This window comes from Albibacillus kandeliae, from assembly GCF_003116585.1.
Classification (GTDB): Bacteria; Pseudomonadota; Alphaproteobacteria; order Rhodobacterales; family Rhodobacteraceae; genus Albibacillus; species Albibacillus kandeliae.
On record NZ_QEHM01000003.1, the window covers coordinates 335,386 to 354,528 of the forward strand.

A 19,143-nucleotide genomic window follows, 5' to 3' on the forward strand; every position below is an offset into this window, starting at 1 on the left:
TTCGTGAGCGAATGATTTCCCGCTCGCGGATTGAGCGCCCTTCCCCGCCGCCGGATCGCTGAGAGCCGATGACATCTTGCCGGGCGCCCGTCGCGCCCCACCTAGGAGAGGACAGATCGGAACCGTGACCCAATGACATTGAAACAAGCCATCGCCTCCCTCAGCCACCGGGTCGAAGCCGTCACCCTGGTGATCATCCTTGCCATCGCCGGGGCGCTCTGGGCCTTTGTCGGGCTGGCGGCGGAGATGCTGGAAGGGGACCTGCACGAGTTCGACGAGCGGATCCTGCTGTCCCTCCGGACTGCAGGGGACCTGTCAAACCCGATCGGCGGGCCACAGGTGGAGGTGGCCATGCGCGACCTCACGGCACTTGGCGGGATCACGGTGCTGACCCTGCTGACCCTCGCCGTGCTCGCCTTCCTTATCCTTCGGGGACAACGCGCCTCGGCCCTGTTCCTCGCCATCGCCATCGTCGGCGGCCAGGTGCTCTCGCACCTGATGAAGTTCAGCTTTGCCCGGCCCCGCCCCGAACTGGTGCCGCATATCGTCGAGGTATCCTCGGCCTCCTTCCCCTCGGGGCATTCGATGATGTCGGCGGTCACCTACCTGACACTGGCCGTGATGCTGGCGCGGACGGAACGGCGCATCCGCATCCGCGTCTTCTACATCGTGGTGGCGGCGATCCTGACCATGCTGGTCGGGCTGAGCCGGGTCTACCTCGGCGTGCACTGGCCCTCGGACGTGCTGGGCGGCTGGTCGCTGGGCGCGGCCTGGGCGCTCGGGGTCTGGCTGCTGGCCCGGCGCATGGGCGAACACGGCCAGATCGAGCCCGAGAAGTCGGTCGACTCCTGACCGGCCGTCAGTCCGCGAAAAGGCCCGGCGTCGCGGCAATGCCCCGCGCGGCGTCGACGGAGAGACCGAGGAAGGCCGCGATTCTCTGCGCGTTGTCCTCGGGGTGGTCCGTTTCGCGGATGCGGGCATAGTTGGCGAACCCCGCGTCGCGCAGGCGGTCGGCCTCGTAGGCGAGGTCGTTGCGGATGGTCGGCAGCAGTCGGTCGAGCGCGGCGGCGCCGGTCTGTTCCCCCGCCAGCCCGATCCGCCGGGCATGGCCAACGAGATAGTCGTCGGAAAAGTTGCACTCGATATCCAGGATACGGGTCAGCGCCCGGTCCGAACAGAAGTCCTGCAACAGGTCGATGTTGGAGGGGTCGAGACAGACGATCAGGCGGTCGCTGTCGTGGTATTCGAACAGCATCCGCATCAGCGACCGGCGATGCCGCGTGCGTTTCTCCAGCGTCGCCTGGATGCCGCCGAGGTCGGGCAACGGGGTGTGCTCCTCGTTGAAGAGGTATTCGATGGCGGGCACGTTCACCACCTGCTTCAGAAGGCCCAGCAGCCGCTTGGCCACGTGCCACTTCTTGCAGACGACGATCATCAACTCGCGCTCGTGGCCCAGCGAGCTCTCGGCCTCCCAGAAGCGGACGCCAAACCTCCGCCCGATCCGGCCCTGCCCGGTGAGAAAGCGGAACAGGTTGCGCCCCTCGTTCGAGATCTGGAAGGCGATGCCGGTCGCGGCGTAGAGCTGTCCCAGCCGGGTCTTCAGTTCGGTCGCCTCGGGGCTGATCTTGCGGGCGAACAGGAAGTCCTGCGCCAGTAGAAGGTCGTAGTGATCGTTGTAGAAGGTGATCGGCATCCCGTAGTCCGAAAACATCAGGAAGGTCAGCGTCCGGTTCTCGATCTCCGCCTCCGGCACGAGGTGACGCACGAGGGTCTGAAAGAAGGTCTCGTCCGGGATCCATGTGGTGCGGAAGAACCGCACGATATCGCGCCGCCTGCGCAGCAAGTCGAGGATCCATTCCACCGTGCGTCGGCGCAGGCACCACCACTGGCTGCCGATCTGCACCTGGAGATCCGCCGGGATCGCCCGGGTCAGGCCCAGCCTGCGCTGCACCTCGTGGGTCGCATAGAACAGCCGCTTGTGCTTTCGCTCGTTGAAGTAGTGGCGATAGATCAGCCGGTCTTCCTTCATCCCGGTCTTGATCCAGTCGCTCTCGAAGAAGTCGTGGCTTTCGATGAAATCGGCATCCCGCGCGTCGAGGAAGGCATGGGCATACTCGGCGGTCTTGATCGCCATGCAATCGCCCGACAGCATGTAGAAGTGGGTCGCGCCCGGAAAGGCTTCGATCGCCGCTTCCAGCGCGTAGAGCGTGGCCTGAACCAGTGACCATTCCCCCCAGCCGCAGCGGATGCGGCGGCGCGCGAAGGTGACGTCGGGATTGCCTGCCAGTTCATCGCGGATCCGGCGGTAGGCCTCCGCCGGCGCCCGCGCGTCGAAATGAATGGCCATGCAGTCCCCTGCCGCCGTCAGGCGGCGCGCCTGCTGGACAATGGCCTCGGGGTCCTTGTGGCACAGCAGGATATACGCGATTTTCGCCATGAGCCGGGGGACAGCGCCTGTTGATGGTCGGGTCAGCCTCCTTGATACTGGTGAAGCCGGATTGAAGAAACTGTATTTGTTCGGTTTTTGCCGGGAGCGGGAGCAGCGCCCGCAAGGCCGCGTAACCGGACGGAGGGAGTCGCATGGATATCGAACAGCTGTTTGCCCGCATGGACCCGCCGCCGGTGGCCGAACTTCTGGGCTGGGAGTTCGCGGGTTGGGACCCGGAGCGGCAGGAGATCTCTGTGCGCTTTGACGGCAAACCGATGTTCTGCAACCCCGGCGGCGTGATCCAGGGCGGCATTCTCACCGCGATGGTCGACGACACCATGGGTCCGGCGGTGTTGGCGGCCTCCGGCGGCACCCGGATGTGCCAGAGCATCGACATCCACAGCCACTTCCTGCACCCCGTCCTGCCCGGCCCGGTGCTGGTGCGGGCGCGCGTCATCCGGCTGGGCCAGCGCATCGGCTTCATCGAGGCCGAACTGTTCGACGCCGGGGACCGGCTCTGCCTCAAGGCCAGCTCCAGCGCCAACCTTGCCGCACTCTGATGCGGGCTTTGGGAGGAAAGGCAATGTCCCTGAACTGAATTGGTCGATGGCGCCCTGTACGCCGGACCGTTTGGCCAGAGCGCGGCGAAGGTCGGGTGGGTGTCCTTACTCGAAAATCATGTAACAGGCTAAAACAACCATGCCTTGGACAAATGCCGAGCAGCCCAAGCGGGTCTCATTCATCTACAGAACTTTCGGCTCGCCGCAGTCGTCACTGGAAATGGTGGTTCGTGCGTTGCCGCCTCGCGCTCATGATTCATTTCGCGTGAGGGTTTCACACGTGCCGGTTAATCCATCCGATCTGATCCCGATCACGGGAGCCTATGCACACCGGATATCGCTGCCGGGCGTAGCGGGTTACGAAGGCGTCGGGCAGGTGATCGAAGCTCCGGACGGCCTATCTCACATGGTCGGTCGTCGCGTGCTGCCCCTGCGTGGCGAAGGCACCTGGCAGACCCATGTCGATTGCCCCGTCCATCATGCCGTGGAGGTGCCAGACTCGGTTCCCGACCTTGTGGCGGCTCGGGCATACATCAATCCTCTGGCCGCGGCCACGATGCTTCAGCTCTGGCCCGTCCGTGACAAGGTGGTGCTACTCAGCGGAGCGGGATCGAGCTGTGCCGAACACTTGGGACGCTGGGCGATCCGCCAAGGAGCCAAGCGCGTGCTGGGAATCTATCGCTCGGCGTGTCGAAAAGACCGGTTGCACCAGATGGGTATCGAGCCAATCTCGACATACGATCTTAGTGCTGTTTCGAATGCCTCCGCCTTGGCCGACATTGTCTTTGACGCCCTCGGCGGCGACGTCGCGAGAAGTGTTCTGGAACTGATGCGAGGGGAGACCGATTTTGTTGCCTACGGCCTTCTGACGGGCAAACCAGTGATGATCGGAGCCGGGATCAGGGCGAGATACCACCGGTTTCACATGCGTGATCATTTCTCGGTCTTGGCTGGCAAGGGCATGCAAACCGCATTCTCCCATATTTGGCCGCTGCTCGCAGAGACCCCGCCTTCGACTCCCAGGGTCTTCCCGGCCCAGGAGTGGCGGCAGGCCCTCGCGGGGATCGAGAAACCTGGTGGTCAGAAACCCATACTCGATCTGTCTAGTCTCAGCTGAGCAACGACAGCTCCCGCCCTCCCCACCAACACCGCTTGCAGACACCCCCCAAGGGAAAAGGTCACAATTGAGCCGCCAAAACTCCGTTTGTTTGGCGAATCCCGCGTTGATATAACGCGGCAACGAGAACAGAACCGAAGGCAGAGCGGATGGGTTTCCCCGGGACTTGGATGACCGAGAGCGAGAGCGTGGTCTACCGCGTCGTGCCGAAATGCGCCTGCTCGACCATCGGTCAGATCATGTACTACTCGGACCACGCGCGGTTCTTCGACGGTGACATCCACGATTCAACTGCCGGCCTGCACAAGTGGTCGCAGGACGAGAGCCAGCCGCTGATCGAGGCCAACGTCTCGGGCCACAAGAGCTATGCCTTCACCTGCGTGCGCAATCCCTACACCCGCATCCTGTCATCCTTCTTCGACAAGATCTGCGGCATCCAGCGCAACGGCAAACGCTATCGCGGCAACCTCGTCCCGACGCTGGTCTACAACTATGGCGTCGAGGTCGGCGGCGATGACGGCAAGGGCGAGTTCGACCAGATCGCCAGCTTCCGCCGCTTCCTGCTCTTCGCGCGCGACACCATCCGCTGGCGCCGCCCGATGGACCCCGACATTCACTGGTCGGCGATGTCGGGCCATGTCTCGACCTTCATCGCCAATGGCGGGCGCTACGACCGGATCATCTGGACCGAGGATTTCAACGCCGGGATGCAGCAGGTGCTGGACGCGATCGAAACGCCCGTGCCGGTCGACCTTGCCGCCATTCCCCGGTTCAACGAGAGCGAGGGCCACGGCCCCAAGCGCGCGCACCCGGTCGAGGACTACTTCGACGACCTGTCGATGCACCTCGTCTACGAGATCTACAAGCGCGACTTCGACCTCTTCCGCTACGACTTCGAGAATCCCGCCAACAAGATGCCGGTGGGCGAGATCGACCTCGACGAAGTGCACGCCAAGCTCGGGAAATAGACCCTAGCGGGGCCGCACGATCTCCATCAGCGCCTCCAGCGCGCGGGTGCGGTGCCGGTCGGGGTGGGTCAGCACCGCGAAGGGCCGCAGCGGGCGCTGCGCCCATGTCACCCGGCGGATCGCCAGCCCCTGCGCCCGCGCGGCGCCCAGCGCCCGGCGCGAGAGCATGGCCGCGCACTGCCCGGTCTGCAGCCCCGCGATGATCGCCTCGTTCGAGGGAAACTCCAGCACCACGTTCAGGTCGTCCGGGGTCAGGCCCATGTCGGACAGGTGCGCCTCCGATACCGTTCGCGTGCCGGACCCCGGCTCGCGCATCAGCCAGTTCAGCGCGCGATAGTCCCCGGCGGTGTACTGCGGCTTGCGCGCCATCGGATGATCGCGGGCCATGACCAGCACCAGCTCATCCTGCGCCACCACCAGCCGCCTGAGGTCCGATGGCGGCAGGTCGCCCTCGACGAAGCCGATGTCGGCAGACCCCTCGCCCACGGCCTGCGCCGCCCCCGAGGTGTTGCCGATGGTCAGCGAGATCCGCACGCGGGGAAAATCGCGGTTCAGGGTCATCAGGCGCGAGGGCAGCCAGTAGGCGGCGACCGTCTGGCTCGCGAAGATGCGCAGATGGCCCTGTGGCGTTCCGGCGAGGTCCTCCAGCACCAGCCGCGCGGTGTCGGCCTGCGCCATGAGCGCCCGCGCCGTGTCGAGAAACCCCGCGCCCTCGTCGGTCAGGACGATCCCGCGCCCGACCCGATCGAAGAGCCTCACATCGTGCTGCCGCTCCAGCGCGGCGATGGCGGCCGAGACCGCCGACTGCGTGAGGTTCAGCTCGCGCGCCGCATGGGTGACGTGGCTGTGCTCTGCCACGCAGAGGAAAATACGGATCTGATCGAGCGTCATTCCGGAATGATCGACTGAATCGAACATTCAAACAAGAACATTCGTTTGGATTGATGAAAGGCGACGGCGTATCTCCAAGCTAACTCGTTAAGGACCACCCCGATGACCGACCACGCTGACCGCTCTCTCGCGCCCTCCGCCCCTCACCCGCTGCTCCAGCCGCTTCCCGGCCTCGTCCTCGCGGCGGGCCTCGCGCTGGTCGGCTTCCTCGTCGCGGGGCTGGTCGGGTCGGTCCTGCTGAGCCCGATGGTCGTGGCGCTGGTCATCGGCATCACCGCGCGCAACTCGGTTGAGGTGCCCGCGATGTTCCAGCCGGGTCTCGCGCTGGCGCTGCGCCCCGTGCTGCGGACCGGTATCGTGCTGCTGGGCTTTCGTGTCACCTTTGACCAGCTGGCCGAGGTCGGGCTGACCGGCCTTGCCGTGGTGGCGGCGGGCCTGCTGGCGACCTTCCTCTTCACCAAGGCGGCGGGTCGCCTGCTGGGCGTGGACCGGAGCCTTGCCGAGCTGATCGCGGCAGGCACGTCGGTCTGCGGGGCCTCGGCCGTTCTGGCGACAAACACCGTCACGCGCGGATCGGACGAGGACGTGGCCTATTCCATCGCCTGCGTGACCATATTCGGCTCCATCGCCATGATCTCCTACCCCTTCCTCGCCTCGGCGCTCGGCTTCGATGCCCAGACCTATGGCCTCTGGGCCGGGGCCAGCATCCACGAGGTTGCGCAGGCGGTCGGCGCCGGGTTCGCCAACGGCGATGTCTCGGGCGAGGCCGCGACGGTCGCCAAGCTGAGCCGCGTCGCCATGCTCGCCCCGCTGATCCTTGGCCTCGGCCTGCTGTCGCGGCGGGGCAACGGCGGTGAAACCACCGCCAAGGCGCCGGTGCCCTGGTTCGTGCTGGGCTTTGTCGCGGCGGTCGCGGTGAACTCGGTCGTGCCCCTGCCCGACGCGCTGGTCTCCGGGTTCCAACTGGCCTCGGCCTTCATGCTTACGATGGCGCTTGGCGCGATGGGGCTGGAAACCCACGTCCGGCGCCTGCGCCTCAAGGGGGGGCGTCCCCTGCTCCTCGGCGCGCTGGCGGCGGTCTTCATGTCCACGATCACTGCCTTGATGATCTCCGCGCTCTGAGCGGCGGCTGGTGCCGGGCCCCGGATCGGGCTATCCATCAGACAGCCCGATCCGGCAACAGCAGGCCCCATGACCCGACCCGCGGACCCGATGCGACCCAATCCCGGCGCGCGCGATGCATGACATCGACGCGCTGGTCGCGCATTACGGCCTCTTCGCCCTCTTCGCCGGCTGCTTTCTCGAAGGCGAAACGCTTGCCGTCACCGGGGGCGTCCTTGCCCACCGACACCTGCTGATCCTCTGGCAGGTGATCGCGGTCGTGGCCGCCGGGGCCTTCTGCTCGGACATGTTCTACTTCCTGCTCGGACGGCGCATGCGCGAGAACGCTCTGGTCCGCAAACTGCGCGAACACCGCCGGATGGGCCGCCTGCTGGGTCTGGTCGACCGCGCGCCACGGCGGATCGCCGCAATCACCCGTTTCGTGCCCGGCCTGCGTATCGCCGGGCCCCTGACACTTGCGCAGACGCGCATCGGGACCGGTGAGTATGCGCTGATCGCGGCGGGTGCCGCGCTCTGCTGGTCGGTGGTGTTCACCTCGGTCGGGCATGTCGTGGGCCAGGCGCTGGTCTGGTTGTTTGGCGGTGCACACCGGACCGAGCATATCGTCTTCATCGGCATCGGCCTGACGCTGTTCCTGTGCGCCTACGTCGTCTGGCGCAACTTCCGCTGGCGTCTGCGCAACGACTGAACGGGCCGCGCGGCGGTCCCCATTCCCCAAGATGCAATACCGTTTCATGACCCTCGGAGGGGCACGGGCATGGCAAAGTTGACAAGGCAACTCGTTGCGCTTATCTATTTGCAGTGCACTGTACCGTATTACGGTTCACCCTGTTTCACCCGCCCCGGCAGCCTCCCCCGCGCCGGCGGTCACTCTCATTGCAAGTCCCCCGGAGCATTTCATGCGCCACTCCACTCCCAACACGCGCGGGCTGGGCACGCCCGCGATCTTCGTGCTCGCCCTGCTCTCTGCTGTCGCGCCCCTCGCGACGGATATGTACCTCCCCGGCTTTCCGCTGATGGCGGGCGATCTCGCCACCTCGGCCTCGGCCATCCAGCTGACCCTGACCAGCTTCCTGATCGGCCTCGCCCTCGGCCAGTTGCTGATCGGTCCCCTCTCCGACCGTTTCGGCCGCCGCCGCCCGCTCCTGCTCGGCACCGGGCTCGCCATCGTCTCGGGCTATCTCTGCGCCGTGGCGCCGGGCGTCGACTCGCTGATCGCCCTGCGGTTCCTGCAGGGCCTCGGCGGGGGCGCCGGGGTGGTGCTCGCCCGCGCGATCATCTCTGACCGCACGTCGGACGCCACCGCCTCGGCCCGGCTGTTCCAGGTGATGATGCTGATCGGCGGGCTGGCCCCGGTGCTGGCTCCGATCATCGGCACCGGCATCGTGTCGCTGGCCGGGTGGCGCGCCGTCTTCGTTGTGGTCGCCAGCCTCTCCGTCCTCGCCTTTCTCGGCACCCTGCGCCAGCTGGACGAATCCCTCCCGCCCGAAAACCGCAGCGAAGGCGGGATGGCAGGGCTGCGGCAGGGGATGAAGACAGTCTGCGGCAATCGGCTCTATCTGGGCTACACGCTGACCGTCGGCTTCGCCTTCATGGTGATGTTTGCCTATATCTCGGCCTCGCCCTTCGTGATGCAGACCGTTCTGGGCCTGTCACCGCTGGCCTACTCGCTGGCCTTCGGCCTGAACGCCATTGGGATCGTCCTTGCCAGCGCGGTGTCGGCCAAGCTGGTCAGCCGCGTCAGCCCGGCGCGGCTGACGTCCATCGGGATCGTGGCGAACACCATCGGGGCGCTCTGCACACTGCTCTGCGTGCTCGCCGGGGCCGGAGCCGTGCTCACCCTGCCCGCGCTCTTCGTCACGGTCGCCTCGCTCGGCCTGATCCTCGGCAACGCCAGCGCGCTGGCGATCTCGCAGGTGCCGCGCAGCGCCGGGACCGCCTCGGCGGTGCTGGGCGCGCTGCAGTTCTGCCTTGGCGCCATCGCCTCGCCCCTCGTGGGTCTGGCGGGCAAGGACAGCGCCCTGCCGATGGCGCTGGTCATGGTCGTCGCCGCCCTGCTGGCCGTCGCCGCCCTGCTCACCACGCGCAGCTCGCGGTCACTCGCCGCCGAAGCCGCCTGAACCCTGCGGGGCGGCGCCAGTTTCCGCCGCCCCCCATCGCAAAGATGACTTTCATTCTATCCATTTGCCTCAACCGCCGTAGAATTCGGGCCGAATCGTAACCCGTTCCCGTTCAGACCCGTTTCAGACCTTCGTTTTTCCAGATCGCCCCCAGCGGTTCCCACCATGCATTCCTCGCCCCTCGTCCACATCCTAGACGACGACGATTCCATGCGCCTCGCCCTGTCGAGCCTGCTGCGCTCGGTCGGGCTGTCGACCAGCCTGCACGACTCCGTCGCCACCTTCCTCGCGGCCGAGCGGCCGGATGTCGAAGGCTGCCTGCTTCTGGACATCCGTCTGCCCGGCGTCAGTGGGCTCGACCTGCAGGGGCAGCTGGAGGAGCGCGGGATTCACCTGCCCGTGGTGCTGATGACCGGGCATGGCGATATCCCGATGACGGTACGCGGCATGAAGGCGGGCGCCGTCGACTTTCTCACCAAGCCGTTCCGCGATCAGGACATGCTGGACGCGGTCGCCGCCGCGCTCGAGAGGGACCGGGCCCGTCGCGCGCGGGAAGAAGAGGTCTCGGGCATCGGCACCCGCTTTGAAACCCTTTCCCCGCGTGAGCGCGAGGTGATGGCGCTGGTCACCCGTGGTCTGCTGAACAAGCAGGTGGCGGGCGAACTGGGCCTGAGCGAGGTGACCGTCAAGATCCACCGGGGCGCGGCGATGAAGAAGATGGGCGCGCGCACCCTGCCCGAGCTGGTGAGAATGGCCGACGCCCTCGGGCTGGGAGCGGAGGCGTCCCGATAACACCAGTGTATGATTACCCCGCGGGCCGTGTTGTGGCATTCGTCTTGGAAGGAACACAGCCAATTGTACGCTTTCAGAAGGTCCCGGGGTGCTCGCACAGTCTCAATTCGCCATCGTCGACGACGACAGCTCATTCCGGGTCGCCCTGCTGAGCCTTGTCCGGTCTCTGGGCCACGCCGCCACCGGGTTCGACTCGGCCGAGGCGTTCCTGGCCTCCGGTCTCGCGGACAGGGTCGACTGCATCATCTCAGACATCCAGATGCCGGGCATCACCGGCATCGAGCTCAAGCGCCAGCTGGTGGCGTCGGGCATCACCACGCCCGTGGTGCTGATCACCGGACGGACCGAGGACCGCTTCCGCCCGGAGGCCGAGGCCATCGGGGCGGCATGCTTCATGCGCAAGCCTTTCGACTCGCAGGAACTGATCGACTGTGTCGGCCGGGTCCTCGGGGAGTGAGCTGTTGACCCCCCGCGCGTCAACCGCGCTGGGGAGTCTCTTCGACCTTGTCCCCGAGTGCCTCGTCCTGCGCGGCCGCGACGGGCGCATCCTGACCTGGAACGCCGCGGCGGAACGGCTCTACGGCCGCCCCCGCGCCGAAGTCGCTGGCCTTGCGGGCCACGAGGTCTTTGCCGGGGATCCCGCGTGGGACCCGGCGCTGCTCGACCCTACCGGAGAATGGCGGGGCGAGGTGACCCGGACCGCCGCCGACGGATCGCCCCGCACCATCCGGCTGCACTGGCAGCTGGTCGATGGCGGGCTGGAGATCCTCGAAATCGGGCATGACATCACCCTCGCCCGCGCCGCCGAAGAGGCCCTGCGCAAGAGCGAGCACCGCTATCGCAACCTGTTCCAGGCGATGGCCGCCTCGTTCTGGGAACTGGACTTCTACCCGGTGGGCGAAATGCTCTACCGGCTCCGGAAAACCGGCGCGATCACCGACTGGCCGGCCCATTTCGCGGCCCATCCCGAGTTCGTGCGCGAGATGATGCGCGCGACCCGCGTCATCGACGTGAACGACCAGACCGTCGCGCTGTTCGGGCGCGGCGACAAGCAGGCGCTGCTGACCAGCGTCGAGCCGTTCTGGCCCGAGGCCAGCTCGCCTGTCTTTGCCGCCTCCGTGGTGGCCGCGGTCACCGGGGCGCAGAACTACGCGACCGAAACCCGGCTGCGCACCATTGACGGCGTCGAGTTTCCGGCGCTCTTCACCGCCTGCTTTCCGCCGGACACGATGAACAAAGGCACCCTGCTGATCGGCGTCATCGACCTGACCGAGCGCGTTGCCGCGCAGGAGGCGCTGGCGCGGATGCAGACCGAGATGGCCCATGCCTCGCGGGTGGCGCTGCTGGGCGAACTTTCGGCCTCGATCGCGCACGAGGTGAACCAGCCGCTCGGCGCCATCGCGGCCAACGGCGCAGCGGGCATGCGCTGGCTCTCGCGCGAGGAACCCGACCTTGGCGAGGTGCGGGCGCTGACCGAGCGGATCATCTCGGACGCGCAGCGCGCCGCCGAGATCGTCAAGCGGGTGCGCACGCTGGCTTCCGGCGTCCCGCCCGAACGGCTCCCCGTCTCGCTGAACGCCATAATCCGCGATGCGGCCACCTTCCTGCAGCACGAGATCAGGGACGCGGGTGTGAGCTTTGCGACGCGGCTGTCGCCCGACTCTCCCGTCGTGCAGGCGGACCGGGTCCAGCTTCAGCAGGTGGTCGTCATCCTCGCCCTCAACGCGCTGCAGGCGATGAGCGGCGCAGGCAGCGCCAGACCGGCCCTGACCATTCGCACCGCGACCGAGGGCGACGAGGCACGGCTCGAGGTCGAGGACAACGGCCCCGGCATTCCCGAGGAGGCGCGGGCGCGGATCTTCGACAGCTTCTTCACCACCAAGCCGGGCGGCATGGGGCTGGGTCTGGCCATCGCACAGAGCATCCTGCGCGACTGCGGCGGCAGCATCGGGGTCGAGACCGCCCAAGGTGCCGGCGCGCGCTTCGTGGTCCGGCTGCCGCTCTGTGAAAACGGCTCGCCCACTCATACCAAGGTGTGAGTGCGGAACCCCTCCGTACAATGGATCGAAACCTGACCCTGGGTCACCCTCTTCCCAAGACGCTGAAACGCGCAGGAAGAGGGAGACGATCCGATGACCCAGGACAGCCCGACCTACCACGCCGCAGACACCGCGCTGGTGTTTCTCGATCCCTACAATGATTTCCTGTCCGAGGGCGGCAAGCTCTGGCCGCAACTGCAGGCGGTCGCCACCGATGTCTCGCTTCATGCCAATCTGGTGACGATCCTCGCCGCCGTGCGCCGCGCCCGGATCCCGGTGGTCATCGCTCCGCATCACCGCCACCGCGAGGGCGACTTCAGCGGTTGGGACCACCCGACGCCCTACCAGCTTGGCGCGGCGCGGATCCGGCTCTTCGAGGTCGGCACGACGGGTGGCGAATGGCACCCCGACTACGCCCCGCACCCGGGCGACGTGGTGGCGCAGGAGCACTGGACCGCGAGCGGCTTTGCCAACACCGACCTCGATTACCGGCTCAAGCAGCTGGGCGCGCATCGCCTGATCTTCGTCGGCCTCATCGCCAATACCTGCGTCGAGGGCACCGCCCGCGCCGCCGTCGACCTCGGCTACCACGTCACCCTCGTGCGGGACGCCACCGCCGCCTTCTCGGCCGAGGCCATGCACGCCGCCCACGAGATCAACGCCCCGAGCTATGCCCACGCGGTGCTGACCACCGCCGACCTCCTCCCCCTCGTTCCCAGACCCTGACCCCCGAAAAGGAGACCCCAATGGACCAGATCGTCACACACTTTACCGCTACGGACGTACCCACCAGGTTCGTCGAGAGCCGTGGCCGCACCCTTGCCTACCGGCAGATCGGCACCGGCCCCCACCTCGTCCTCGCCCTGCGCTTTCGCGGCGTGATGGACAGCTGGGACCCGGCCTTCCTCGACGGGCTGGCGCAGGCGTTCACCGTCACCACCTTCGACTATTCCGGCCTCGGACAGTCGACCGGCACGCCCTCCTACATCCGGCAGGACATGGCGCAGGACATCCTCGACCTTGCCGATGCACTCGGTCTCGACACCTTCGCCCTTGGCGGCTGGTCGCTGGGCGGGTTCGGCGTTCAGGTCTTTGCCGCCGAACATTGTGACCGGCTCAGCCACCTGATCCTCATCGGCACCGCCCCTCCGGGCCCGCAGCCGCACGGGATCCAGCCGGTCTTCTACGAACACGCGCTCAAGCCGGTGAACGACCTCGAGGACGAGACCGTCCTGTTCTTCGAACCGGCCTCGGCCGCCAGCCGCGCCGCCGCCCGCGCCTCTCATGCCCGGATCGCCTCGCGCAGTGCCGACCGCAGCCCGCCGATCCCGCCCGAGACCTTCATGTCGATCCTGCAGGCTTCAAGCACCCCGGACGCCGCTTTTTCCGATCCAGAGGGTCGCTACGCCGCCTTCTTCCGCCAGACCGACCTGCCCGTTCTCGTCATCTCGGGCGACCACGAGATCGTCTTTCCGGTGGAGAACTGGCACGCCCTGAACCGTGACTGGCCGACCCTCCACATCTTCACCATCCCCGAGGCCGGCCACGGCCCGCAGCACCAACACCCGGAGATGATCTCCGGGCTGATCGCGGGCTTTACCCGCGCCACGCCGATCTGACCAAGCAACCCAACAGGAGTGAGACCAATGCCCCTTATCACCACCAAGGACGGCACCCAGATCTTCTACAAGGACTGGGGCTCCGGCCAGCCTGTCCTCTTCTCCCACGGCTGGCCGCTGTCGGCCGATGCCTGGGACGCGCAGATGGTATTCCTCGGCCGCGAGGGATACCGCGTCATCGCCCATGACCGCCGCAGCCACGGCCGGTCGACCCAGACATGGGAGGGCAACCACATGGATCAGTACGCCGACGACCTCGCCGAGCTGATCGAGGCGCTGGACCTGCGCGACCTGATCCTCGTCGGGCATTCGACCGGCGGTGGCGAGATCACGCACTACATGGGCCGCCACGGCACCGACCGCGTCGCCAAGGCCGTCCTGCTGGGCGCGGTGCCGCCCCTGATGGTCAAAACCGAAGGCAACCCAGGCGGTCTGCCCCTCGAGGTCTTCGACGGCATCCGCAAGGGCACTTACGACGACCGGTCGCAGTTCTACATGGACCTCACCCTGCCCTTCTACGGCTACAACCGCCCGGCGGGCGTGATCTCGGAAGGCGTTCGGATGGGCTTCTGGCAGCAGGGCATGATGGGCGGCCTCAAGGGCCAGCTCGACTGCATCCGCGAGTTCAGCGAGGTGGACTACACCGCCGACCTCGAAAAGATCGAGATCCCCGTTCTCGTGGCCCACGGCGACGACGACCAGATCGTTCCCATCGGGGCCTCGGCGCTGAAATCGGCGGAGATCCTGAAGAATGCCACGCTCAAGATCTATCCCGGGGGTGATCACGGGTTCGCCCAGACCCATCAGGACGCGTTCAACGCCGACCTGCTGGCCTTCATCCGGGAAGACTCGGTGAAGGCGGCGGCAGCCGCCTGACCACGGGGGCGGCCGGTCCCGTCCCAGCCTGCCGGCCGCCCGCCCGGGGCGGCGCGTTCCTCCCCCGCGCCGCCCTGTTTCACCCTCCAGCCAGTGAGAGCTCCGATGACACATCACCTTGCCCACACCTACCTCGAAGAACGTCTGCCCCAGCCCGGCCATCTGCGCATCTTCGTGCGGTCGTGGCGGCCGACGGCCACGCCCCGCGCCATCGTGGTGATCTGCCACGGGGTGAACTCGCACGGGGGCCAGTACATCGCCACCGCCGAGAAGCTGGTCGATGCCGGTCTCGCGGTCTACACGCTCGACCTGCGCGGTCGGGGCCGCTCCGACGGGCCCCGGTTCTACGTCGAGGACATTGCCGACTACGTGGCCGACGTCGATGCCACCATCCGGCTCGCCAAGTCGCGCGACCGTGGACTTCCCCTGTTCCTGCTGGGCCACAGCGCCGGCGGCGTGGTTTCGACCACCTACGCCCTCGACCACCCGGCGGAACTGGCGGGGCTGATCTGCGAGAGCTTCGCCTATCGCGTCCCCGCGCCCAAACTCGTGCTGAACCTCGTCAAGGCGATCAGCCGTGTCGCGCCCCGCCTGCCGGTGCTGAAGCTGAAGAACCGCGACTTCACCCGCGACCCAGAGGCGCTCGCCGCACTGGAGGCCGACCCCATGATCCTGAACGAGGCGCAGCCCGCCGCGACGGTGGCGGCCCTGACCCGCGCCAACGAACGGCTGGAGCGGAGCTTTGGCCAGATCACCCTGCCCGTATTGATCCTGCATGGCACGGCAGACCGCGCGACACTGCCGGCAGGCAGCGAGCAATTCGTCCGTGACGCGGGATCGAAGGACAAGACGCTGCGCCTCTACGACGGCCATGTGCACGACCTGCTGGCCGACCTCGGCCGGGAGATCGTCCTGACGGACATCCTCAACTGGATCAACGCACGCATCGCGACCTGACGCGAACCGCAGGCCCGAGGTGCCAGAGGCTCAGCGGATTTCTAGGCTGGTCTTTCACGATGTCGGCGCGGCGGGGTAGCTGAACGAGTTTATCGACCTGTTCAACCACCGCTTCGCGAGGTCCGAGCAGGTTGCAAAGAGCGAGGGGCTGCCGATCCTCCAGATCCGCAGCAACCTGACCACCCTGTTCCGGACCGGCTTCGTCAAGACCCACACTGTCCGCAATGCCTCTGCCGCCTTCGTGCTGCAGGATCTCGTGGAGAGTTACCTCTACTCCTCGACCTTCGCCTACTCGGGGATCCACGGGGGCACCACATGGGACTCGGCGACCGCCGACCCGATCCTGCTTCCCGCCCTGTCGACACGGGATTTCGCGCTGATCTCGTCCAACAGCGCCATGTCCCGCCTCGACAAGACTCTCGCCTACATGGCAACGCCGATCCATCTGGAGCATCTGGACATCTGCACCGAGTCCGACCCCGGCGCGTTCCAGAACTGCGGGCGGTGCGGCAAGTGCGGCCGCTTCCTCCTGATCGCCGAGGCCGAAGGCACCATCGGGACCTATGCCGAGATCTTCGACATCGCGCGTTTCCGCGCCTCGCGCTGGAAGAACGTCCGTCAGCTGACCAAGCTGGTGCATCACCGCAAGTACAATCCCAACGACCGGGATCACCTAGTCTACCTGCGTGACAAGGGCGCCGACCTGCCGCTCTCCGCACGCGCCGCCGGGCGCCTCTCGGCAGCATGGTCGCGTCTGCGCTAGGGGTTTCGCCGCCCCGGCGCCCACGGCCAATCGCGGTTCATGAACCTTCGACATCAGGGCAATACCCCGGCGCGGCCTAATCCTCGCGGGCGGCACGGGCTATCTCCGCCGGGCAATCGAAGGAGTAGCGCGATGAAGATCCTCAGGAATGCAGATCAACCCTCCGGCCTCGGCCCGGCGACGACCTTCACCGGTCCGGTCCGGATCGACCAGTACTTCGAGGTCGAGGCACCGGGCGGACCGGCTCGGCGATCGTGACCTTTTCCCCGGGCGCCCGCACCGCGTGGCACAGCCATCCGGCAGGCCAGCTTCTCTATATCCTGACGGGCCTCGGCTGGGTGCAGAAGGAGGGAGAGCCCAAGCAGCAGGTGCAGGCCGGCGATACCGTCTGGTTTGCCCCGGGCGAGCGGCACTGGCATGGCGCCAGCGACACCAAGGCGATGAGCCACGTGGCCATTGCCGAGCGCGTCGATGGCCGGTCGACTGACTGGTTCGAGCATGTCCCGGACGCGGACTACCTCGGCTAACCGCCCTTCGGCCTAGCTGAAAACCTGTGCGGCTCGCCTGTCGGCCTTGTGATCGGCGATCCGCACCCGCCCCGTTGCAGCTGCCTTGACCCGACCTCGGATCGGTCAGACTATTCTGGCAGGAAGATGCAAACGGGACGGTTTCATGCCGCTGAATCATCAATGAAGCGCGAGGAACTGGGCGACCTCATGGCGTTTCTCGTGGTCTGCGAGGAGCGCAGCTTTACCCGTGCGGCGGCGCGGCTCGGCACCTCGCAGAGCTCGGTCAGCCACACGGTCAAGAGGCTGGAAGAGCGGCTGGACCTGCGCCTGCTCACGCGCACCACGCGGAACGTGTCGCCGACCCTCGCGGGCGAACAACTGGCGGCCACCCTGCGCCCCGCCTTCGACGGCATCGAGGCGCGCCTGTCCAGCCTGAACGACATGCGCTCCAAGCCTGCGGGCCACGTCCGCATCACCAGCTCTCGCCACGCCGCCATCGAGATTCTCTGGCCTCGCCTCTCGCCGGTGTTGGCCGAGCACCCGGACGTGCAGCTCGAGATCTCGGTCGATCAGAAGATGACCGACATCGTGGAAGAACGCTTCGACGCGGGCGTGCGGCTTGGCGAGAGCGTCGAGAAGGACATGATCGCCCTGCGCATCGGCCCGGATCTGCGGATGCTGACGGTCGGCGCGCCCGACTACTTTGCGCGGCACGGGCGCCCGCAGACGCCCCACGACCTGACCGATCACAACTGCATCAACCTGCGGCTGCCGACGCTCGGGGGCCTGTATCCCTGGGAATACGAACAGGACGGAAAACCGCTGAACGTGCGGGTCGAGGGCCAGCTGACGACGAACGATGTAGACGTGATCATTCAGGCCGCCATCGACGGGCGCGGGCTGTGCTGCCTGCCCGACTACCACCTGCAGCGGCATATCGAGGAAAAGCGGCTGGAACCGGTGCTGGAGCAATGGTCGCCGCCCTTTCCCGGCTACCACCTCTACTACCCGTCGCGCCGGCAAGCCTCCCCGGCCTTTGCCCTGATCCTGGAAGCGCTCAGGTATCGCGGCTAGGACCGGCGCTCAGGCAATCGTGTAGAGCGTGCGCGGCTGCCCGAGGTCGCGCAGCTTGTGCTGCCCGAGGTCGCGCAGGCCAAGCGGCCCCACCTGCGAGGCAAAGGCGTCGGACAGCAGCACCGGCACGTCGAGCGTCTTGGACCTTTCGACAAGGCGGCTGGCGCGGTTGACGGTCGGGCCGATCACCGTGAAATCCAGCCGATTGGGCGAACCCACGTTGCCATAGGCGATCTCGCCGGCGTCCACCCCGATCCCGAACTGGAAGTGCCCGTCGCCCAGCGCGCCGCGTTCGAGATTGGCGATGGTGACCGAATGCACGGCGGCCCGGGCCGCCGAAACGCTGGCCGCGAGCGCGTCGTCCACGCGCCCCTCCGTCACCGGGAAGACGGCCAGCAAGCCGTCGCCGGTGAACTTGAGCACCTCGCCCTCCGCCCCCGTGATCGCCGACACCATGAGGCCGAACCATTCGTTCAGGTCGCGCAGCACCACGCTCAGCGGATGGGTGTCCGCATAGCGCGTATAGCCTCGCAGGTCGGCCATCATGATCACCGCCTTCATGAACTCGGCCTGACCGCGCTCGACCTTGCCTTCGTAGATGCGCCGCCCTGTGCTTGGCCCCACGTAGGTTCCCAGCAGATCGAGGGCCGCGCTTCTGAGGTTGTCGCGCTCGACCCAGGGGCTGAAGGCCCGGATCGCGTCCTCCAGCTGTCCGATCGCATCGTCGGAAAACCCTCCCCCCGCCTGCGTCGTGAACGAGACAAAGGCGGTGCGGTTCTGGTCGAGGAAGGGCAGCGGAAAGATCACGTAGTCTGTCCCGCCCGCAAGGCGCAGGGTCTCGAGGATACCGTAGTCGGCCTGCGGCCCGTCGAGCCTGCGCCGAAACGAGTGCCCCGTCTCGTCGACAAGTCGCACGGGGCTGGTGTCGTAGTCGTTCTCGGACCGGATCCCGCGCTGCGCCGTCTGCACCCGGACGCCCTCGGCACTCCAGATCATCTGCCGCCCGGTCACCAGCGGGTGCAAGATCTCCAGCCCCATCGAGGCGCGTGACAGCGGGAGCCCCTGCTCCACCAGCCACGCGCAGAAGCCACGGAACAGGTCGCAGGCGCGTTCGGTCCGGGGCCCGGTGTCGACCAGCCATCGCCCGAGCGCCCCGAGAAAATCATTGCGTTCCCCTGACATCCGTCCCGATCCTTCTGCCACCGCGGGGTGCACCAATATGGCGTTGCTCCCCTCGTTCGACAACGGCAGTCTTCCCCGTCGCGGTCAAGGCGCGCGGTGCGATTGATGAATTCCCAGCATAATCGC

Annotated in this window: 21 protein-coding genes; 18 read left to right on the forward strand and 3 right to left on the reverse strand. The window is 66.9% G+C overall.

Annotated elements, in window-relative coordinates; genetic code table 11:
- Positions 1 to 132 precede the first annotated feature (132 nt).
- A complete protein-coding gene (locus tag DDT93_RS07485) occupies positions 133 to 852 on the forward strand; it encodes a phosphatase PAP2 family protein (RefSeq protein ID WP_109465187.1) in 720 nt (239 codons plus the stop codon).
- A gap of 7 nt (positions 853 to 859) precedes the next feature.
- On the opposite strand, the gene DDT93_RS07490 is transcribed toward DDT93_RS07485, so the two are convergent.
- Positions 860 to 2,437: a DUF5928 domain-containing protein gene (locus tag DDT93_RS07490; protein WP_109465188.1), complete on the reverse strand. Its 1,578-nt coding sequence runs from the start codon at positions 2,435 to 2,437 to the stop codon at positions 860 to 862.
- A gap of 143 nt (positions 2,438 to 2,580) precedes the next feature.
- Here DDT93_RS07490 and DDT93_RS07495 point away from each other — a divergent pair, with 143 nt between their 5' ends.
- From DDT93_RS07495 to DDT93_RS07505, 3 genes are all read left to right on the forward strand, one after another.
- Positions 2,581 to 2,988, forward strand: coding sequence for a PaaI family thioesterase (locus tag DDT93_RS07495; RefSeq protein WP_109465189.1), 408 nt, complete (start codon positions 2,581 to 2,583; stop codon positions 2,986 to 2,988).
- Positions 2,989 to 3,127: 139 nt separating this feature from the next.
- Positions 3,128 to 4,105, forward strand: a complete 978-nt coding sequence (locus DDT93_RS07500; protein ID WP_232825392.1) for an alcohol dehydrogenase catalytic domain-containing protein — start codon at positions 3,128 to 3,130, stop codon at positions 4,103 to 4,105.
- A gap of 149 nt (positions 4,106 to 4,254) precedes the next feature.
- Positions 4,255 to 5,073, forward strand: coding sequence for a sulfotransferase family protein (locus DDT93_RS07505; RefSeq protein ID WP_109465191.1), 819 nt, complete (start codon positions 4,255 to 4,257; stop codon positions 5,071 to 5,073).
- Between the two features lie 3 nt (positions 5,074 to 5,076).
- On the opposite strand, the gene DDT93_RS07510 is transcribed toward DDT93_RS07505, so the two are convergent.
- On the reverse strand, positions 5,077 to 5,964 hold the full coding sequence (locus tag DDT93_RS07510) for a LysR family transcriptional regulator (protein ID WP_109465776.1): 888 nt from the start codon (positions 5,962 to 5,964) through the stop codon (positions 5,077 to 5,079).
- Positions 5,965 to 6,066: 102 nt separating this feature from the next.
- On the opposite strand from DDT93_RS07510, the gene DDT93_RS07515 reads away from it, so the two are divergent.
- The 14 genes from DDT93_RS07515 (at position 6,067) to DDT93_RS07575 (ending at position 17,835) form a co-directional block, all read left to right on the forward strand.
- Positions 6,067 to 7,086, forward strand: a complete 1,020-nt coding sequence (locus DDT93_RS07515) for a YeiH family protein (RefSeq protein WP_109465192.1) — start codon at positions 6,067 to 6,069, stop codon at positions 7,084 to 7,086.
- A 115-nt stretch (positions 7,087 to 7,201) separates the two neighbouring features.
- A complete protein-coding gene (locus DDT93_RS07520; RefSeq protein WP_109465193.1) occupies positions 7,202 to 7,774 on the forward strand; it encodes a DedA family protein in 573 nt (190 codons plus the stop codon).
- Between the two features lie 211 nt (positions 7,775 to 7,985).
- Positions 7,986 to 9,206, forward strand: coding sequence for a multidrug effflux MFS transporter (locus tag DDT93_RS07525; protein ID WP_109465194.1), 1,221 nt, complete (start codon positions 7,986 to 7,988; stop codon positions 9,204 to 9,206).
- Positions 9,207 to 9,371: 165 nt separating this feature from the next.
- On the forward strand, positions 9,372 to 9,998 hold the full coding sequence (locus DDT93_RS07530; protein ID WP_109465195.1) for a response regulator transcription factor: 627 nt from the start codon (positions 9,372 to 9,374) through the stop codon (positions 9,996 to 9,998).
- An 88-nt stretch (positions 9,999 to 10,086) separates the two neighbouring features.
- Positions 10,087 to 10,455 (forward strand): response regulator transcription factor, encoded by a 369-nt coding sequence (locus tag DDT93_RS07535; RefSeq protein WP_109465196.1) that lies wholly within the window; start codon positions 10,087 to 10,089, stop codon positions 10,453 to 10,455.
- Positions 10,456 to 10,459: 4 nt separating this feature from the next.
- Complete coding sequence (locus DDT93_RS07540; RefSeq protein ID WP_198654802.1) at positions 10,460 to 12,037, forward strand: sensor histidine kinase; 1,578 nt, start codon at positions 10,460 to 10,462, stop codon at positions 12,035 to 12,037.
- A 93-nt stretch (positions 12,038 to 12,130) separates the two neighbouring features.
- Positions 12,131 to 12,763, forward strand: a complete 633-nt coding sequence (locus DDT93_RS07545; protein ID WP_109465198.1) for an isochorismatase family cysteine hydrolase — start codon at positions 12,131 to 12,133, stop codon at positions 12,761 to 12,763.
- Positions 12,764 to 12,783: 20 nt separating this feature from the next.
- The gene (locus DDT93_RS07550; protein ID WP_109465199.1) at positions 12,784 to 13,656 is read left to right on the forward strand and encodes an alpha/beta fold hydrolase; all 873 of its coding nucleotides are present in this window, start codon (positions 12,784 to 12,786) and stop codon (positions 13,654 to 13,656) included.
- A gap of 27 nt (positions 13,657 to 13,683) precedes the next feature.
- Complete coding sequence (locus DDT93_RS07555; RefSeq protein WP_109465200.1) at positions 13,684 to 14,532, forward strand: alpha/beta fold hydrolase; 849 nt, start codon at positions 13,684 to 13,686, stop codon at positions 14,530 to 14,532.
- Positions 14,533 to 14,637: 105 nt separating this feature from the next.
- Positions 14,638 to 15,489: an alpha/beta hydrolase gene (locus tag DDT93_RS07560; RefSeq protein ID WP_109465201.1), complete on the forward strand. Its 852-nt coding sequence runs from the start codon at positions 14,638 to 14,640 to the stop codon at positions 15,487 to 15,489.
- A 241-nt stretch (positions 15,490 to 15,730) separates the two neighbouring features.
- Entirely contained in the window at positions 15,731 to 16,252 is a 522-nt protein-coding gene (locus DDT93_RS07565; protein ID WP_109465202.1) for a hypothetical protein, read from the forward strand.
- A gap of 132 nt (positions 16,253 to 16,384) precedes the next feature.
- Positions 16,385 to 16,510 carry a hypothetical protein gene (locus DDT93_RS27105; RefSeq protein ID WP_332872685.1) on the forward strand — a complete coding sequence of 42 codons (126 nt, stop codon included), beginning with the start codon at positions 16,385 to 16,387 and terminating at the stop codon, positions 16,508 to 16,510.
- Positions 16,507 to 16,779: a (R)-mandelonitrile lyase gene (locus tag DDT93_RS07570; RefSeq protein ID WP_232825393.1), complete on the forward strand. Its 273-nt coding sequence runs from the start codon at positions 16,507 to 16,509 to the stop codon at positions 16,777 to 16,779. Before DDT93_RS27105 ends, DDT93_RS07570 begins: the two co-directional genes overlap by 4 nt.
- 162 nt (positions 16,780 to 16,941) lie before the next feature.
- The gene (locus DDT93_RS07575) at positions 16,942 to 17,835 is read left to right on the forward strand and encodes a LysR family transcriptional regulator (RefSeq protein WP_109465203.1); all 894 of its coding nucleotides are present in this window, start codon (positions 16,942 to 16,944) and stop codon (positions 17,833 to 17,835) included.
- Between the two features lie 9 nt (positions 17,836 to 17,844).
- Here the strand turns inward: DDT93_RS07575 and DDT93_RS07580 are convergent, their stop codons facing one another.
- The gene (locus DDT93_RS07580; protein ID WP_109465204.1) at positions 17,845 to 19,017 is read right to left on the reverse strand and encodes an adenylate/guanylate cyclase domain-containing protein; all 1,173 of its coding nucleotides are present in this window, start codon (positions 19,015 to 19,017) and stop codon (positions 17,845 to 17,847) included.
- Positions 19,018 to 19,143: the final 126 nt, after the last annotated feature.

Coding starts and splice junctions, on each gene's coding strand:
- DDT93_RS27105 (WP_332872685.1), top strand. CDS start 16,385: ATGAAGATCCTCAGGAATGCAGATCAACCCTCCGGCCTCGGCCCGGCG.
- DDT93_RS07550 (WP_109465199.1), top strand. CDS start 12,784: ATGGACCAGATCGTCACACACTTTACCGCTACGGACGTACCCACCAGG.
- DDT93_RS07515 (WP_109465192.1), top strand. CDS start 6,067: ATGACCGACCACGCTGACCGCTCTCTCGCGCCCTCCGCCCCTCACCCG.
- DDT93_RS07525 (WP_109465194.1), top strand. CDS start 7,986: ATGCGCCACTCCACTCCCAACACGCGCGGGCTGGGCACGCCCGCGATC.
- DDT93_RS07560 (WP_109465201.1), top strand. CDS start 14,638: ATGACACATCACCTTGCCCACACCTACCTCGAAGAACGTCTGCCCCAG.
- DDT93_RS07485 (WP_109465187.1), top strand. CDS start 133: ATGACATTGAAACAAGCCATCGCCTCCCTCAGCCACCGGGTCGAAGCC.
- DDT93_RS07520 (WP_109465193.1), top strand. CDS start 7,202: ATGCATGACATCGACGCGCTGGTCGCGCATTACGGCCTCTTCGCCCTC.
- DDT93_RS07545 (WP_109465198.1), top strand. CDS start 12,131: ATGACCCAGGACAGCCCGACCTACCACGCCGCAGACACCGCGCTGGTG.
- DDT93_RS07490 (WP_109465188.1), bottom strand. CDS start 2,437: ATGGCGAAAATCGCGTATATCCTGCTGTGCCACAAGGACCCCGAGGCC.
- DDT93_RS07575 (WP_109465203.1), top strand. CDS start 16,942: ATGAAGCGCGAGGAACTGGGCGACCTCATGGCGTTTCTCGTGGTCTGC.
- DDT93_RS07580 (WP_109465204.1), bottom strand. CDS start 19,017: ATGTCAGGGGAACGCAATGATTTTCTCGGGGCGCTCGGGCGATGGCTG.
- DDT93_RS07555 (WP_109465200.1), top strand. CDS start 13,684: ATGCCCCTTATCACCACCAAGGACGGCACCCAGATCTTCTACAAGGAC.
- DDT93_RS07500 (WP_232825392.1), top strand. CDS start 3,128: ATGCCTTGGACAAATGCCGAGCAGCCCAAGCGGGTCTCATTCATCTAC.
- DDT93_RS07530 (WP_109465195.1), top strand. CDS start 9,372: ATGCATTCCTCGCCCCTCGTCCACATCCTAGACGACGACGATTCCATG.
- DDT93_RS07505 (WP_109465191.1), top strand. CDS start 4,255: ATGGGTTTCCCCGGGACTTGGATGACCGAGAGCGAGAGCGTGGTCTAC.
- DDT93_RS07510 (WP_109465776.1), bottom strand. CDS start 5,964: ATGACGCTCGATCAGATCCGTATTTTCCTCTGCGTGGCAGAGCACAGC.
- DDT93_RS07495 (WP_109465189.1), top strand. CDS start 2,581: ATGGATATCGAACAGCTGTTTGCCCGCATGGACCCGCCGCCGGTGGCC.